This window comes from Clostridium sp. Ade.TY (genome assembly GCF_000498355.1).
In the GTDB taxonomy this organism is placed as follows: domain Bacteria; phylum Bacillota; class Clostridia; order Clostridiales; family Clostridiaceae; genus Clostridium.
The window spans coordinates 82,918-98,432 of the sequence record NZ_AVSV01000007.1 but is presented as its reverse complement, the minus strand read 5'-3'; the positions used below and the strand labels follow the sequence as shown (position 1 = coordinate 98,432).

Annotated in this window: 16 protein-coding genes; 2 read left to right on the top strand and 14 right to left on the bottom strand. The window is 25.9% G+C overall.

Annotated elements, in window-relative coordinates; genetic code table 11:
* Positions 1–218 precede the first annotated feature (218 nt).
* The 9 genes from O212_RS0103535 to O212_RS0103495 all read right to left on the bottom strand — a co-directional run bounded on the left by O212_RS0103535 (position 219) and on the right by O212_RS0103495 (position 8,560).
* Positions 219–593, bottom strand: a complete 375-nt coding sequence (locus O212_RS0103535; RefSeq protein ID WP_024613781.1) for a hypothetical protein — start codon at positions 591–593, stop codon at positions 219–221.
* Between the two features lie 109 nt (positions 594–702).
* On the bottom strand, positions 703–2,121 hold the full coding sequence (locus O212_RS0103530) for an aminotransferase class I/II-fold pyridoxal phosphate-dependent enzyme (RefSeq protein WP_024613780.1): 1,419 nt from the start codon (positions 2,119–2,121) through the stop codon (positions 703–705).
* Between the two features lie 52 nt (positions 2,122–2,173).
* Positions 2,174–3,388, bottom strand: a complete 1,215-nt coding sequence (locus tag O212_RS0103525; RefSeq protein ID WP_347452289.1) for a pitrilysin family protein — start codon at positions 3,386–3,388, stop codon at positions 2,174–2,176.
* Positions 3,389–3,420: 32 nt separating this feature from the next.
* Positions 3,421–4,773 carry a thioether cross-link-forming SCIFF peptide maturase gene (gene scfB, locus O212_RS0103520; RefSeq protein WP_024613778.1) on the bottom strand — a complete coding sequence of 451 codons (1,353 nt, stop codon included), beginning with the start codon at positions 4,771–4,773 and terminating at the stop codon, positions 3,421–3,423.
* A gap of 77 nt (positions 4,774–4,850) precedes the next feature.
* Complete coding sequence (gene scfA, locus O212_RS15900) at positions 4,851–4,988, bottom strand: six-cysteine ranthipeptide SCIFF (protein WP_035279055.1); 138 nt, start codon at positions 4,986–4,988, stop codon at positions 4,851–4,853.
* Positions 4,989–5,083: 95 nt separating this feature from the next.
* Positions 5,084–6,115, bottom strand: a complete 1,032-nt coding sequence (fni, locus tag O212_RS0103510) for a type 2 isopentenyl-diphosphate Delta-isomerase (RefSeq protein ID WP_024613777.1) — start codon at positions 6,113–6,115, stop codon at positions 5,084–5,086.
* Positions 6,103–6,387, bottom strand: coding sequence for a hypothetical protein (locus O212_RS0103505; protein ID WP_024613776.1), 285 nt, complete (start codon positions 6,385–6,387; stop codon positions 6,103–6,105). Before O212_RS0103505 ends, fni begins: the two co-directional genes overlap by 13 nt.
* A 144-nt stretch (positions 6,388–6,531) precedes the next feature.
* Positions 6,532–7,860: an FAD-dependent oxidoreductase gene (locus O212_RS0103500; protein ID WP_024613775.1), complete on the bottom strand. Its 1,329-nt coding sequence runs from the start codon at positions 7,858–7,860 to the stop codon at positions 6,532–6,534.
* 199 nt (positions 7,861–8,059) lie between these two features.
* Complete coding sequence (locus O212_RS0103495; protein ID WP_024613774.1) at positions 8,060–8,560, bottom strand: DedA family protein; 501 nt, start codon at positions 8,558–8,560, stop codon at positions 8,060–8,062.
* A gap of 278 nt (positions 8,561–8,838) precedes the next feature.
* Between O212_RS0103495 and O212_RS16155 the strand changes: the two genes are divergently transcribed.
* The gene (locus O212_RS16155) at positions 8,839–10,224 is read left to right on the top strand and encodes a tetratricopeptide repeat protein (RefSeq protein ID WP_024613773.1); all 1,386 of its coding nucleotides are present in this window, start codon (positions 8,839–8,841) and stop codon (positions 10,222–10,224) included.
* Between the two features lie 47 nt (positions 10,225–10,271).
* Here the strand turns inward: O212_RS16155 and O212_RS0103485 are convergent, their stop codons facing one another.
* Positions 10,272–11,303 carry a polysaccharide deacetylase family protein gene (locus O212_RS0103485; protein ID WP_024613772.1) on the bottom strand — a complete coding sequence of 344 codons (1,032 nt, stop codon included), beginning with the start codon at positions 11,301–11,303 and terminating at the stop codon, positions 10,272–10,274.
* A gap of 327 nt (positions 11,304–11,630) precedes the next feature.
* Between O212_RS0103485 and fba the strand changes: the two genes are divergently transcribed.
* Positions 11,631–12,494, top strand: a complete 864-nt coding sequence (gene fba / locus O212_RS0103480; protein ID WP_024613771.1) for a class II fructose-1,6-bisphosphate aldolase — start codon at positions 11,631–11,633, stop codon at positions 12,492–12,494.
* A gap of 48 nt (positions 12,495–12,542) precedes the next feature.
* On the opposite strand, the gene O212_RS0103475 is transcribed toward fba, so the two are convergent.
* The 4 genes from O212_RS0103475 to O212_RS0103460 all read right to left on the bottom strand — a co-directional run bounded on the left by O212_RS0103475 (position 12,543) and on the right by O212_RS0103460 (position 15,508).
* Entirely contained in the window at positions 12,543–13,112 is a 570-nt protein-coding gene (locus O212_RS0103475; protein WP_024613770.1) for a flavodoxin domain-containing protein, read from the bottom strand.
* Between the two features lie 76 nt (positions 13,113–13,188).
* Positions 13,189–14,187 (bottom strand): hydrogenase expression/formation protein HypE, encoded by a 999-nt coding sequence (gene hypE / locus O212_RS0103470; RefSeq protein WP_024613769.1) that lies wholly within the window; start codon positions 14,185–14,187, stop codon positions 13,189–13,191.
* Between the two features lie 13 nt (positions 14,188–14,200).
* Positions 14,201–15,268: a hydrogenase formation protein HypD gene (hypD, locus tag O212_RS0103465; protein WP_029699154.1), complete on the bottom strand. Its 1,068-nt coding sequence runs from the start codon at positions 15,266–15,268 to the stop codon at positions 14,201–14,203.
* Between the two features lie 21 nt (positions 15,269–15,289).
* Positions 15,290–15,508 (bottom strand): HypC/HybG/HupF family hydrogenase formation chaperone, encoded by a 219-nt coding sequence (locus O212_RS0103460; protein ID WP_024613767.1) that lies wholly within the window; start codon positions 15,506–15,508, stop codon positions 15,290–15,292.
* Between the last annotated feature and the right edge of the window lie 7 nt (positions 15,509–15,515).

The following is a 15,515-nucleotide window of genomic DNA, read 5'->3' as shown; positions in this document are numbered from 1 at the left end:
GAAAAACAATCTATTAACTTTTTCTATATTGTACAGTATTGTATTCATAAATCAACCTCCTAAGTTTTTTATGATTATATCACAAAAAACCATTATCTGTCTATTATTTTTCATTATTTAATCTACTTTTTTAATATTATAATATATAAATATTATTTTTTTTATTAATTTCATATAAAAAGGATGTAAAATCTTTAATTTTACATCCTTTTAATTATCTATTTACATTTCCAATATCCGTCACATTCACAGTCATCGTCTGCTTCTTCTTTATAGCATTCTATAGCTTTTAAGAATAAAGCATTTGTTTTCTTAATCATTTCTTCAAGCTTTTCTAATAAACATTCAGCTTCTCTTATTCTTTTATCAGCTTTTTCAGATAATTGATCAGCTTTCAATCTATATTTTGCTGCTTCTTCTTGTAAACAATTAGCATCTCTTAATCTTTTATTTATTGCTTCTAATAATCCTCTATTTTGTGCTGCTAATTCTTCTGCACATCTTTCATATTTTTCACATTTGTTATCCTTGCATGGTATACAATAGCATTTTTCCTTTTTGCATTCTCCACAACCCTTATTACATCTAGTCATTTTATATTCCCCTCTTTCTCACTCTTTAGTATAATAAAAACTTTCTTTAATAATAATATATGAATGCAATATGCTATTGTTACTTTTGTTTGTATAAATTTGTATTATCTTAAAATTTATTGTCCTTTATAACTTTAACCTTACCATCTAAAATTCCTATAACATCTTTATTATTTTCCAAATAATTTTTTACTATATTTATTGCATCTATTGTTATAACTTCTCCTTGACATATTAATGGTATCCCTGGTGGATATGGAACTATTGCTTCCTTAGAAACTCTTCCTAATGACTCTTTTAAATTTACAAATTCATAATCTTTTTTAAAAATTTCAAAAGGCTCAAATACTTTTTCTGTTTTTATATTAAAGCTCTCTACATTCCCAACATACTTTATATCTTCAAAATTTATTTTATTAAGTACTTCATAAATCTTTTTAAAGTCCTCTTCTTTATTAAAAGGGGATAGTATTAAAACAACACCTCTTAAAAATCCCATTTCACATTGAACTTTTTCTTTTCTAAGAAGTTCATGAAGCTTATACCCACTATAACCTTCATCAAGTATTAAAACATATCTACTTTTATCAATTTCATAACCATCCATTAAATCAAAGTCAGATAATATTTTAACCTTATCAATACAATTAATTTTTTCTTTCCACTTATTTGCTAACTTTATTAATTTATCATATTCATTTTCACCATATTCATCTAAATAATATCTTGCATAATCTAAAGAAGCCATTAAAAGATATGATGGTGATGTGCTTAAAAATGTATTTTTATAAAATAAAACATCTGAATCTTCATCATTTACAATTAAATATCCCCCTTGTGTTAATGATGGTAATGTTTTATGGGCACTTAAAACAATGTAATCTGCCAAACTAGTTAAACTTTTAGGTAATTTATTAGTTGCAATAAAATGTGCTCCATGAGCTGCATCTATTATTACTTTTAATCCCTTATTCTTTAAATCTTTGATTATAGTTTCTATATCATAGCTTACACCAAAATAATTAGGATTTGTAATAATTATTCCCTTTGCATTTTTGCATTTATCGAAAGCTTCATAAATTTTTTCTTTATTTGGAGGTAAGAAAATCCCATTTTTATTATCTATTACTGGATCTATATAAGTAACCTTTAATTTTCTAAGTATTAAACCATTATATATAGATTTATGACAATTTCTTTCAACTAAAACTTCATCACCTTCATTAAATGCACTAAAAATAGAAATTAAATTGCCAGAAGAGCTCCCATTTACCATGAAAAATCCTAATTTTCCACCATATGTTTTTGCTAAAAGCTCCTCACTTTCTTTAATAACTCCTTCTGGACAATGTAAATTATCTAATGGATCATTTTCTGTAATATCTAAAAAGCCCAAATTATATACAAACTCTTCTCCAAGCTTATCACCTAGAAATCCAATCCCACATTTATTTCCTGGCATTGAAAGTATAAGGTTTTTTTCTTTATGATAATCTATTAAAGCTGTTAACAAAGGTAGTTTTCCCATATATTTTCCTCCTTAATTATAAAAAAAGTTACCTTAAATTAAGGCAACTTTTTTATTTTAAAACTTGAATAAGCTTTTTATCAAATACTTTCTTTATAGTATTTACTATAAACATTAAATTTATATCATCTAAAATTTCTGTTTCATCATTATAAATACTAGAATCTTTAAACATAGTATTAAATGTAGCAAGTTCTTTTGCAAGTACTATGCTCTGTTCTTCCCTAAATAATCTTTTAAGCTTAAAACTCTTTTTAAGTTTATCTAAATCTTTTTCTGTTAATATATCATTTAAATTCAATGAATCATTAACACATTCATCTATAATTTTTATAGCTTTTTTATAATTTTCTTTTGATGTACTTAATGTTATTTTATAAAATTTTATTCCTTCTTCATAGCAAACTCTAGTTAATACATCATAAACTAAATTATTTTTAGTTCTAAGTGTATCAAAAAGTTTTGAATTAACTCCATCACCAAAGTATTCATTAAATATTTTAAGTGCCTTAACTTCCTTATTACTTAATGTATCTATTGGATAATTAATTTGAATTTTGCTAGTTTTAATATTATCCTTCACTTCTTCAAAATATTTATCCTTAGCTTCCTCATAAATAATTTCATTAAGTTCTTTTTCTCTTGCATTCCATTTTCCAAAATACTTTTCTAAAATATCAATAACTTTCTCAAATTTTATATTAGTAACAACAGCAATACTTGTATTTCTTGGGAAATATACTTTATTGTAAAATTCTTTTATATCCTCTACTTTTAGTCTTTCTAAACTATCAAAAGTTCCTATTATAGGATACTTTATTCTTCTTTTATTAAATGAATTTAAAAACAACTTATCTTCTAAGTATTGTTCTACCTCTTCATCCCACTCTTTAAGTTCTTCGATTATTATTTTCTTTTCATCATTAAATCCTTCTTCATTAAAAATCGGATTAATTATAATATCTGAAAATATATCAATTCCTTTTTCCAAATCTTCACTTAATAGTGTTCCATAATATATTACATAAGGATAATTCGTCATAGCATTTTGAAATCCAAAAGTTTCACTTAACTCTATATTTATTTGTTCTTCTGTTCTATTTTTAGTTCCTTTATAAACCATATGTTCTGTTGCGTGAGCCACTCCATACTTTTCATCATCCATAAGAGCTCCTCCATTTAAAGAAATACATACAGATGTAAGGCTTGAACTATGATTCTCATATATTAACTTAATGCCATTTTTTAAAATATATTCCTTAATCACTATATCGCTCTCCTAAGTACACTTTTAATATATTATTCTGCTTTTAATGCTATTGCACATTCAATTCTTTTCTTTTGCATTTTACAACCTATTTCATAAGGAACATTCATATCTCCATTGAAATTAACATTGTTTGCTTGACATCCTCCACTACAGTAGAATCTTGCCCAACAATCTCTGCATTTAGGTTTATTATATATATGTGCTTTTTTAAATTTCTTTCCTAGTTCTGAATTATATGAATCATCATATATACTTCCAAGTTTATATTCTTCCTTACCAACAAATTGATGACATGGATAAACTTCACCCTGTGGAGTTATTGCAACATATTCAAATCCTGCTCCACAACCTGAAATTCTCTTATAAACACAAGGACCACCATTTAAATCTACATTAAAGTGATAGAATCTAAACTCATCTCCCTCTTTTTTTCTTCTAACCATTTCATCATATAACTTATCATAATTTTCAAAGATTGTATCTAAATCTTCTTCTCTAAGTGATAATTGATGTTCCTTTGGTAATACAACTGGTTCTATTGAGATTTCTCTAAAACCTTCATTTGCCATAGCCATAACATCTTCATAAAAATCAGTATTAGCTCTTGTAAATGTTCCTCTTACATAGAACATTTTATCTTTATTTCTCTTTTCAACCATTTTCTTAATATTTGGAAGAATATCATCATATGATCCTGATCCATCAACTTTTATTCTTACATTATCATTAACTTCTTTTCTACCATCTAATGAAAGAATTATGTTTCCCATTTCTTTATCCATATATTCCATCATTTCTTCATTTAAAAGAGTAGCATTTGTTGTCATTGTAAATCTTATATTTTTATTCCACTTAGCTTCATTTTCTCTTGCATAAGCTATTATTTCTTTAATTGTATCCATTATAAGTGTTGGTTCTCCACCAAATAAATCAATTTCTATATTTTTTCTTGGACCACTTCTCTTAACAACATAATCAATTGCTTTCTTTGCAGTTTCAATGTCCATAACTCCCTTATGTCCATGATATTCACCTTCATCTGCAAAACAATATTTACATCTTAAGTTACATCCATGAATTATATTTAAACATACAGCTTTTATATAATCTCTATCATCCATTGAACTATGAGCTATATCTTCATACATATCTTTAGTATAAAGCATGTCCTCATCAATTAATTCCTTTATTTCATCATAAGCTTCACTAATAGCTTCAACAGGATATTTATCTTTTAATTCATTTATTATTACTTCTTTATCTCTTAACGCATTATCATCAACTATATCATAAACTAAATCATCAACTATGTGAACTGCTCCAGTATTTACATCTAAGACAAAACTATTGTCTCCTTGTTTAAATTTATGTATTAATGCCATTTTTAAAAATTCCTCCTCATATATATTGCACATTAATAATTAAGCAGCAACTTAAAATTTAAGTTACTGCTCATTTATTAGTTTTCGCACTCTAAGTTTGCAACTGTGCATGAAGTCTTACATGCTGATTGGCATGAGTTTGCACATTCTTTGCATCCAGGCTTCTTTAAACTATTTTTGATGTTTGTTTTGTTTATTGTCTTTATATGTTTCATATCCTTACTCCTCCATCATTAAAGAATAACATAGAAATTATATCACAATACAATCATTTCTTCCACAGTAATTATAATCTTATTATTAGTTTTATTTAATTATTAATAAAATGATTAACTATATTTTGTTTTTCATAATAATATTTTATATTTTTCAAATCATTTATTTCCTTGCACCCTAAGCATCCCATAAATATTTTGCTATTATTTTTTATATTATTTATATAATCCCTAACTTTTATAATTCCACCCTCTAAATATACCTTCAATACAGCACCAGACATACCTACCATATTTGCTCCTAGTATTAAAGATTTTATTAAATTTATCGAATTATTTATTCCTCCTGATGATATTATATTTAACTCATCACTAACAGCCCTACAAAATAATATAGACTGTGGAGTTGGTATTTCAAGTTGCATAAGCTCTCTACATATATCACTATCTTTTCTTAAAGATTCAATTTTTATAAAGCTTGTACCTCCCTTTCCTCCAACATCTACATATTTAACTCCTATATCATTTAATTTCTTACAAACATCAAAACTTATTCCGCTACCAACTTCTTTTATAATAACTGGTACATTAATGTTTTTTATTATATCTTCTATATTTTTTAACATACCATTGAAATTTCTATCTCCTTCGGTCATAACAAGTTCTTGTGATACATTTAAATGTAATTGAATAGCATTTGCCTCTAAAGAGTCAGTTGCTCTCTTTACATCATCTAAAGAACTCATTGCACTTAAATTAGAAATAATTATCCCATCTTTATTATTTTTTCGTACAATCTTAAAACTATCTTCAAAAATTTTATCTTTAATCATTATTGATTGAGATCCAACAGCAATTGGTATATTAAATTCCTTTGCTATAATGCTTAAATCCCTGTTTATATCAAAACTTAAATTAGCTCCACCAGTCATAGCATTTATCATTAAAGGCATATCAATATTTTCACCTAAAAACTTTGTTTTAAGTGATATCTCATCATAATTAACTTCTGGAAGAGAATTATTTAATATTATTACTTCTTTAAAATAATCTTCGCAAGCATATGATTCATTTGCATATTTTATATGCTCTTCTTTTCTTAATTTCACATTTTCTAAATATTGCATTTATTCTCCTTAATATAAAATCCTTTTATGTAAACATCTTTATCATACATTATTATAATATCATTGCAAGCTTTTTCTGAATATTCATCAAAAATAAACTTTATACCATCTATAATAACTATTTTATCATTTTCTTTTTTAAAATCCATAAACAAATTATAGTAAGAAGAACCACAAGCAAGTTCTGCTTTTATTCTAACATAATCATCTGAGCTATTTTCAATTAATTGTTTTAATGCTAATTTAGCATTTTCATCAATATTTATTTTCAAAATATATCACCTCTAAATTTTATATAAACTTAGGATTAGCATAAATTATAAAATTTAAACTTAAATTTCAAAGAAAAAGACCTATCGTATAAAAATACGCTAGGTCTTATATAAACTTATTTAAATTATATTAACCTTTATTTATTAAAGTACATTAAGTGCTACTTGATTTAATAAGCTCCATGGTTTGTTAAAGTGTGGTTGGAAGAAGAAATCTGTCATTGCAAGTTCTTCTACTGTCATTTTATTTTGAATAACTACTGATAAAGTATTCATAAATTGTGTTAAATCAGCTTTTGATATTATTTGTCCACCTAAAACTCTTCTTGAATTCTTATCAAATACAATCTTAACCATAGCTTTTTCATAAGTTGGCATAAATTCTGGTCTATAATTTTCTTCAATTGTTGAAGTACCACATTCTATTCCAGAAAGTTTAGCTCCTTCTTCTGTTAATCCTGTTGAAGCTATACATTCTTCATATATTTTTATACCTGATGTACCTTGTGTTCCCATATATTTTATAGTTGGTTTTTCAATATTTCTAGCTACTAATGTTCCCATTCTTACAGCATTTGTTGCAAGAGGAATGTATCTATCTTCTCCTGTTGGATTATATTTAACAACACAACAATCGCCAGCAGCAAATACATTTTTATCACTTGTTCTCATATATTCATCAATTATTATTGCACCATTTGGTAAAGTTTCAAGTTTATCTTTAACAAGTGCTGTGCTTGGTCTAAATCCAATACATAATACAACTAAATCTCCATCATATTCACCTTTGTCTGTTACAACTTTAGTTACTTTACCATTTTCTCCTTTAAAGCAACTAACTTTTTCTCCTAATACTAGTTTAACTCCATGCTCTCTAAATTCATTTTCAGCAATATCAGTAAACTCTTTATCTAAATATTTTGCCATTATTCTTTCTTCTGCATCAACTAATGTTACATTTTTACCTAATGTTTGGAATGCTTCTGCAAGTTCTACCCCAATATATCCAGCTCCAATTATAACAACGTTTTTAGCTTTCTTACCTTTTTCTGTTATATCCTTTGCTTGATTATAGTTTTTGCAAAGAACTATATTTTCTAAATCTCCCCCATCAAATTTTGGTACAATTGGCCATGATCCTATAGTTAAAACCAATTTATCATAACAATCTTCAAATTCTTCTCCATTTAATAAATTTTTAACTCTAATTTTTTTATTATCAAAATCTATATCTAAAACATCATGTTGCATATTTGTCTTTACGCCTAATTTTGCTAAACCTTCTGGAGAATTGTAGAACATATCATTTAAATCCTTAACTACATCTCCTACATGAAGTGCTATACCACATGATAAAAATGATATATTATCATTTCTTTCATATACTGTAACTTCACAATCTGGATATAATCCTTTTAAATTTACTACTGCAGCAGTTCCTGCATGAGTACAACCTACAACTATAACTTTCATTATAAGTACCTCCCAATATTTTATATTAATTAATAAGTATTATCCAATAAACTTTATAATTAAATGATACTTCTTTGAAGTTGATTTGTAAATAGTTTTTTTGTTAAGTTTTTCAATAAACTATTAATAAAAAAGAACTACACAAAAATTAATAAAGATTGTATAGTTCTTTCATTATTATATCCAGTTGTATAAATATTTATTTAAAAATAATATCTCCAAATATATATCCTGCACTTATAAATACTGTATTCCAAATAATTATTCCCATTGTAGAAAATATTGAAAATCCTATAAAATTAATTTTAAAAACTCCAGCTGGTATTGAAACTAAAGTTCTTGCTACAGGAATTAATTTACTAATAAATACTCCATAGTTTCCACTTTCTTTAATCCGTCTTGATATTTTATCAACATATTTTTTTTGATTTGGAAATTTTTTTATGTATCTATCTAAAAGAATTGCTCCACCATATCTTCCTATAATATATAAACATATACTTCCAAGTAGCCCTGCTAATACAGAAATACATATTGCTGTAAAAAAATTAATATGGCCTCTTGCAATTAATACTCCAGCAGCAGGCATTATAATTCCTGCTGGTAACCCAGGTAAATTTAAATATTCTAAGAAAACTATAATAAATAGAAACAATAATCCATATTGTGAAAAATAATCTAAAATCACTTCTAAATTCATTTAATCTCCTCCCCATCTCAACCATTATAAAATATATTAACAAATTATTAATACATTTACCATTATTTTTTCCCTTTATTTGTTTATTTTTAAAATTCTAGTAAATACTTTATTTTTCTATAAAATACTGTTATCTTTAATAGTGTATATTTCTTAATAAAAAAGTCGTATTTTATAATATTTTTCTACTTTTTTTTATTAAAAGAAATATTTTTGAAATAAATTCCTTGACATTATGTATTAAAATAATATGTGGAAGCATTTGATAAGGAGGAAATATGAGTAATTTTGATAAAAGGCTAAAAAAAGCCAAAGATTTATATGAAAGTAAAAATTATAAAGAAGTTTTAAAAATATGCGATAAAATACTTGAAAAAGAATATAATAATGAAGAAGCTCTAGAACTTGAAGGGGAAGCCCTATTAAAACTTGGCAGAATAGAGGAAGCTGTTCTTAACTGGCAAATAAATGCAGAATATAATAATAACCATACTGCTAAAATGCGTCTTGAAGATGTAGATGATGAAACTAAGCAAAGAGCATTAAATTTAACTTTAAACTTAAGTAACTTAAGTAAGATTATTAACTCTGAAGCTAAAAAAATAGAAAAACAAAAAAAGGAAGCTAAAAAGTTAAAAGCTGAAAAAGAAGAAGCTGAATCTAAAGCTAAAAATAATACTAAACCAGTGCAGAATAAACCTAATACTGAAAAAGGTTCTATAGAGAACGAAGTTTCTAAAAAAGAAACTAAACCTGAACCTAAAAAACAAACTACAAACAATATAGAAGATAAAAGAAAGCCTCTAATAAAGAAAGAAGATAAGAAGGCTGAAAAAATTATAAATAAAGAAAATACAAATACTGAATCCAATTCTAATAAAATAGAAAAAGATTCTAAAAAAGAAGATGTTAAAACTAATGATTTAAATGTTTCTAATAAAGAAGCTAAAAAAGAAACTACAGTTGATACTATATCAAAAAAGGATAAGCCTTCAAATAAAGGTAAAAAATCTGCAATAATTGCAGCTTGTGCTCTTATAGTTGTAGTAAGTGCTTATGTTGGTATAAAGCATTTTAAAGCGCCTTCTAACAACGATACAGCTACTCAAGAACAACAAAATACAGAAAAAAAACAAATGTCAGCTGAAGAACTTAATAGTAAACTTTCAGACGCTATTTCTAAAAATGATTATAATGCTATTTATAATCTATTAGAAGAAAATCCTCAAAATACTATTACTGACGCTACTAAAGAAAATTATGATAAGGCACTTGATCTTATGAAAACTAAAGGAGTAGAAAAATTCTACAATGAAGGATTAGATCAATACAAGTTTAAGACTTATGATAAAGCATTAGATAGCTTTACTAAAGCTTATAAATATTGTGGAGGAACTTATTTAGAACCACATATTTTATATTTCCTTGGATCTACATATAATTCAATGGATAAAAAAGATGATGGAGCTAAGTATTTCCAAGAATATTTAGATAAGTATCCACATTCAGACTTATATACTGCTGAAATATTATATAATCTATCACTTTATTATCATAATAAAGGTGACAATGAAAAAGCTAAGCAATATGCTCAACGTATTGAAAATTCATATCCAAGCTCACCTTACTATAATGATGTAACAAAAGATATTTTATACAAATAAAAAAAGGTTAGTAGAGAAAATTCTCTACTAACCTTTTATTTTTTTAATTATTTATTTTTATTTTCATTGTTGTTATTATTTTGATTATTTTTATTTTGATCATTACTATTTTTATTATTGTTATCTTTTGATTCAAAATAACTCATAGGAGCATTTTTTATTACTTTAAAGCTATATCCTGCATCTTTATAAATCTTTATTACTTCTGGTAATGCTTCAACTGTAGTTTTCTTTGCAGCTGCATCATGCATTAATAAAATAATATGTTTTGGATCTCCTTTTATTGATTTTTTTGCTCCACTTATTAAAGTACTAACTGGAAGATTATTTCCTGTTGCATCTCCTGTTTCAGCATTCCAATCAATTGAAATTATACCCTCTTTTTTAAATGCAGCATTTAAAGCCTTTAAATGAGGATCATTATAAAACTTTCTTGACATATATCCACCAGGCATTCTAATTACTCTAGTATTAAAGTCTTGTCCTAAAATTTGTTTCATCATTTCATTATTTTCATTTAATTCTTTCATAAATACAGGTACATTTACACTATTTCCTGGATATAATTTACGGTATTCATGACTTACTGTATGATTTGCTATTGCATTACCTTCTAATAACTCATCTTTTAAAAGTTTTTTATTTTCTTCATCTTCTTTTAATTGATTACCCATTATAAAAAATGTAGCATGTACATCATTTTCTTTTAATATTTTTAATATTTTACTTGTATTTTCACTTGGACCATCATCAAATGTTAAAAATACTTCTTTTTCATCATTTACTTTGTTTCTAGTTTCTATCATATCATAAACATCATTTGCTGGTACTGCATATTTATCTGCAGCATAAATAATATTTTGTCCTGAAATTATATCTGTTGGCTCTGGCTTTTTAACTTCTTCTTGTTTAGCCTGTGCCTTTTTAGCATTTGCTGTGTCCGCTTCACTCTTATGATGTGCAAACGCATAAGTTCCGGCACCTAAAATAACAATCAAAGCCGCAACTCCTATTGTTATAGCTCTTCTCCTTCTTTTTTGCATTGTTTTATTTCTTTTGTTTCTACTTGAATAATTCATCCTTATTTATCCACCTGTTCCTATATATAATATTTAATTTAAATTAATTTTAACTATAAAACCAGTTACTATTTTATACTTTAAATATTCATTAAAGATTACTATTTGGAAACAAAATCGTTAATTCATATAAGTTTTACAGTTCGTATACACCTTTGTAATTTTTGAATATATTGTTACTTATTAATATTTTATGTAGTAATTTTATCTATTTTGCTATTTTCATAATTATAATTTTGAGTTATACTAATGAATAGAGAGAAATTTTTGTAAAAGCAATTACTTCTCAAAATAAACAATTAAATTAAAATATTGGAGGTTTTGCACATGTTAGTTTCAGCAAAAGAAATGCTAAATAAAGCAAGAGAAGGTAAATACGCAGTTGGTCAATTCAACATAAACAACTTAGAATGGACTAAAGCTATATTATTAACTGCAGAAGAAAACAGATCACCTGTAATCCTAGGAGTATCAGAAGGTGCTGCAAAATATATGTGTGGTTACAAAACAATAGTAGGAATGGTTAACGGAATGTTAGAAGAATTAAACATCTCAGTTCCTGTTGCATTACACTTAGACCACGGTAGCTACGAAGGAGCTCACAAAGCTATAGAAGCTGGATTCTCATCAATAATGTTCGATGGATCACATTATCCATTATCAGAGAACATAGAAAAAACTTCAGAACTAGTTAAATTAACTAGAGGAAAAGGATTATCATTAGAAGCTGAAGTTGGATCAATCGGTGGAGAAGAAGACGGAGTTGTTGGAGCTGGAGAAATCGCAGATCCTCAAGAATGTAAACAAATCGCTGATTTAGGAGTTACAATGTTAGCTGCTGGAATCGGAAATATCCACGGAAAATACCCAGAAAACTGGAAAGGACTTGACTTTAACGCTTTAGCTGCTATAGAAAAAGCTACTGCTCCAATGCCATTAGTTCTTCACGGTGGTACAGGAATTCCTGATGAAATGATTCAAAAAGCTATCTCACTTGGAGTTTCAAAAATCAACGTAAATACTGAATGTCAATTAGCTTTCCAAGAAGCTACTAGAAAATACATCGAAGAAGGAAAAGACCTTCAAGGAAAAGGATTCGATCCAAGAAAACTTCTTGCACCAGGATTTGAAGCTATCAAGGATTTAGTTAAAGAAAAAATGGAAATGTTCGGTTCAGTTAATAGAGCTTAATTTCTATTTAAATAAAAAAAGTCATCTTTACAAAGATGACTTTTTTTATTAACATTTTATTTTTATTTTATTATTTTCTTTAATTGATTTTCTATTGATATAATTTAATATTTCCTTTAAATTATTTTTATTAGTCCAATCATGAGGTTTTTCATAGCAACTTAAAAGAAATCTTTCCTCCTCTGTTAAAACTCCATCTTTATTTACAAGCCTATTTCTAAGCATCTTCATAGCTGTCTTATCAAAGAATTTTAAATTTTCAAAATCAAATCCTCCCCTTAAATAAAATAATTTTATATTTTTAGGATTATCTTTTAAATTAAATTCTTTTATTTTATTTACTTCACATTCATTTCCTAATGAAGAGCCAACAGCTATCAATATTATTTCTTTATCTTTTAATTCATCTAAGTTCTTTATTATACTATTAAATCCTTTTACAGAACTTGAATATACTCCACCAATATAAATTATACTATCATATCTTTTTAAATCTTTTAAAGAAATTTTATCCTTTTCAAATATATCACATTTTAACTCATCTTTAATCCAATTAGCATATTTTTTTGAACTTCCATACTTAGATTTATATACCAAAACTCTATTTTTAAACTCCACAAAATCTCCCCCTCATAAACCCTTTACAAATATTATATTTAAAAAAAATACATTTTTCTATATTAATTTTCAAATTTTAACAAATCCTAGGAACAAGTTCACCACTTAACATATATAACGTTTTTACACTCCCAAGTTCTGTTTCATAATAAAGCTCATTACCATCACCTTCTATAACTTCTCCAATTATTTTTGCGTTTTTACCATATTTAAAACATTTCATTATTTTTAACGTTTCTAAACTTTCTTCTTTTCCTACAATACATATTAATTTACCCTCATTTGCCATATACAAAGGATCCATACCTACCATATCACAAACATATTTAACATCATTTCTTATCGGTAACTTGTTTTCATAAATTTTTATATTTTTATTTTCCAAATTACATATTTCTTTTAAAGTAGTTATAACACCACCTCTTGTTGGATCCGTCATAACTTTTATATTTTTTATATTATAAATTAATTTTTCAGTTAACTTACATAAACTTTGACAATCACTTTTTATATTTGTATTTAAATCTATTTCTTCTCTTTCACATAATATACTTGTCCCATGATCTCCAATAGTTCCACTAATTATTACTTTGTCCCCTATATTTATTTTTCTATTTTTTAAATTATTTTCATAACTTACCCCTATACCAGTTGTATTTATATATATTTTATCTCCCTTTCCCTTTTCTACTACCTTTGTATCTCCACATATTATTTTTACATCATTTTTCTTAGCCTCTTCACTTATTGATTTAATTATCTTTTCTAAATCACTTATTAAAAATCCTTCTTCAATTATTAAAGATACTGTAATATATAATGGTTTTGCAAAACTTACAGCTAAATCATTTATAGTTCCACAAACACTTAATTTTCCAATATCTCCACCTTTAAAAAATATTGGATTTATTACAAAACTATCTGTTGTTATAAAAATTTTTCCTTGAATATTTTCTATTATTGCTGCATCATTTCCATTTTCTAATATTTCAGAATTAAAATATTTATAAAACATCTCATTAATTAGCTTATGAGTTTCTATTCCTCCATTTCCATGCGCTAAAGTAATCCTCAATCCTTAACCTCCTTTAATTAAAATAATAATTTATATAACAACTTCCCTCATTTGAAACCATACAAGGTCCTTTTGGATTATTAGGTGTGCATAAATTATTGAATTTTGGACATTCTTTTGGCTTTCTTTTTCCTTTTATTATTTCACCACATATACAATTATTATTTTTTACTATATTATCTTCAATTAATTTAAAATATAATTTTGCATCAAATTCTTTATAATTATCATTTAAAGAATATCCTGTGTCTAAAATTTCACCAATTCCTCTCCAATTCCCATTTGAATTTTTAAATACTTCATATATTTCATTTAATGCTTTTTTATTTCCATCTTCCTTTACGGCCTTTTTATAGAAATTTTTAAAGCTTTCTTCTTTATTTTTTATCATATTTACAATATCTAATATACTACCTAATATACTTAAAGAATCAAATCCACTAACTACTACAGGAATATTATATTTTTTTGATATATTACAAAACTCTTTAGTTCCTATTATCGTAGCAACATGACCTGGCGCTATAATTCCATCTATTTTACTCTCTTTATCATTTAATAAATGCTCTATAACTTTTGGCATTCTTTTACCTTCTTGCATTATATAAAAATTTTTTATATTTTCCTCTTTTACCCTTTTTAATATATTTGCTATTGTTGGCATAGTTGTTTCAAATCCAACAGCTAAAAATATAACCTTCTTATTCTTTTCTTCCCTTAATATATTAAAGGTTTGCATAGGTGATGTTATAACTTTTATGTTGCTCCCTTTTAATTTTTCTTCTTTTAATGAACTTATGCTCCCTGGAACTTTAATCATATCTCCAAAAGTTACTATAACTATATCTTTTCTCATACTTAATTTAATAGCATTATCTATAAAACTTTCTGTTGTAACACAAACCGGACAACCTGGACCAGATATTAAATTTACTTTTTCTTTTAATAACTTATCTATTCCATATTTATAAATACTTCTAGTATGAGTGCCGCAAACCTCCATAATATTAATATTATCTTTAACATTTCTTTCTATATTAACAATTATTTTTTTACATAAATCAACTTCTGAAAAATCCATATAAAATATACCTTTCTAAATTCATTCTGTTATCATATCTTTAAATATATTTATAGTTTCTTCCCCTTCTTTTTCATCTATTTTTTCTATAGCAAATCCAACATGAATTAACAAATAATCTCCTAATGTTACATTATCAATAAATGTTACATTAACCTTTTTAGTTACCCCAAAACACTCTACAATAGCATTTTCAGAGTCATATATTTTTATTACTTTCCCTATAACTGCAATACACAAAATAACG

Coding starts and splice junctions, on each gene's coding strand:
- O212_RS0103535 (WP_024613781.1), bottom strand. CDS start 593: ATGACTAGATGTAATAAGGGTTGTGGAGAATGCAAAAAGGAAAAATGC.
- O212_RS0103530 (WP_024613780.1), bottom strand. CDS start 2,121: ATGGGAAAACTACCTTTGTTAACAGCTTTAATAGATTATCATAAAGAA.
- scfB (WP_024613778.1), bottom strand. CDS start 4,773: ATGGCATTAATACATAAATTTAAACAAGGAGACAATAGTTTTGTCTTA.
- scfA (WP_035279055.1), bottom strand. CDS start 4,988: ATGAAACATATAAAGACAATAAACAAAACAAACATCAAAAATAGTTTA.
- fni (WP_024613777.1), bottom strand. CDS start 6,115: ATGCAATATTTAGAAAATGTGAAATTAAGAAAAGAAGAGCATATAAAA.
- O212_RS0103500 (WP_024613775.1), bottom strand. CDS start 7,860: ATGAAAGTTATAGTTGTAGGTTGTACTCATGCAGGAACTGCTGCAGTA.
- O212_RS0103495 (WP_024613774.1), bottom strand. CDS start 8,560: ATGAATTTAGAAGTGATTTTAGATTATTTTTCACAATATGGATTATTG.
- O212_RS16155 (WP_024613773.1), top strand. CDS start 8,839: ATGAGTAATTTTGATAAAAGGCTAAAAAAAGCCAAAGATTTATATGAA.
- O212_RS0103485 (WP_024613772.1), bottom strand. CDS start 11,303: ATGAATTATTCAAGTAGAAACAAAAGAAATAAAACAATGCAAAAAAGA.
- fba (WP_024613771.1), top strand. CDS start 11,631: ATGTTAGTTTCAGCAAAAGAAATGCTAAATAAAGCAAGAGAAGGTAAA.
- hypD (WP_029699154.1), bottom strand. CDS start 15,268: ATGGATTTTTCAGAAGTTGATTTATGTAAAAAAATAATTGTTAATATA.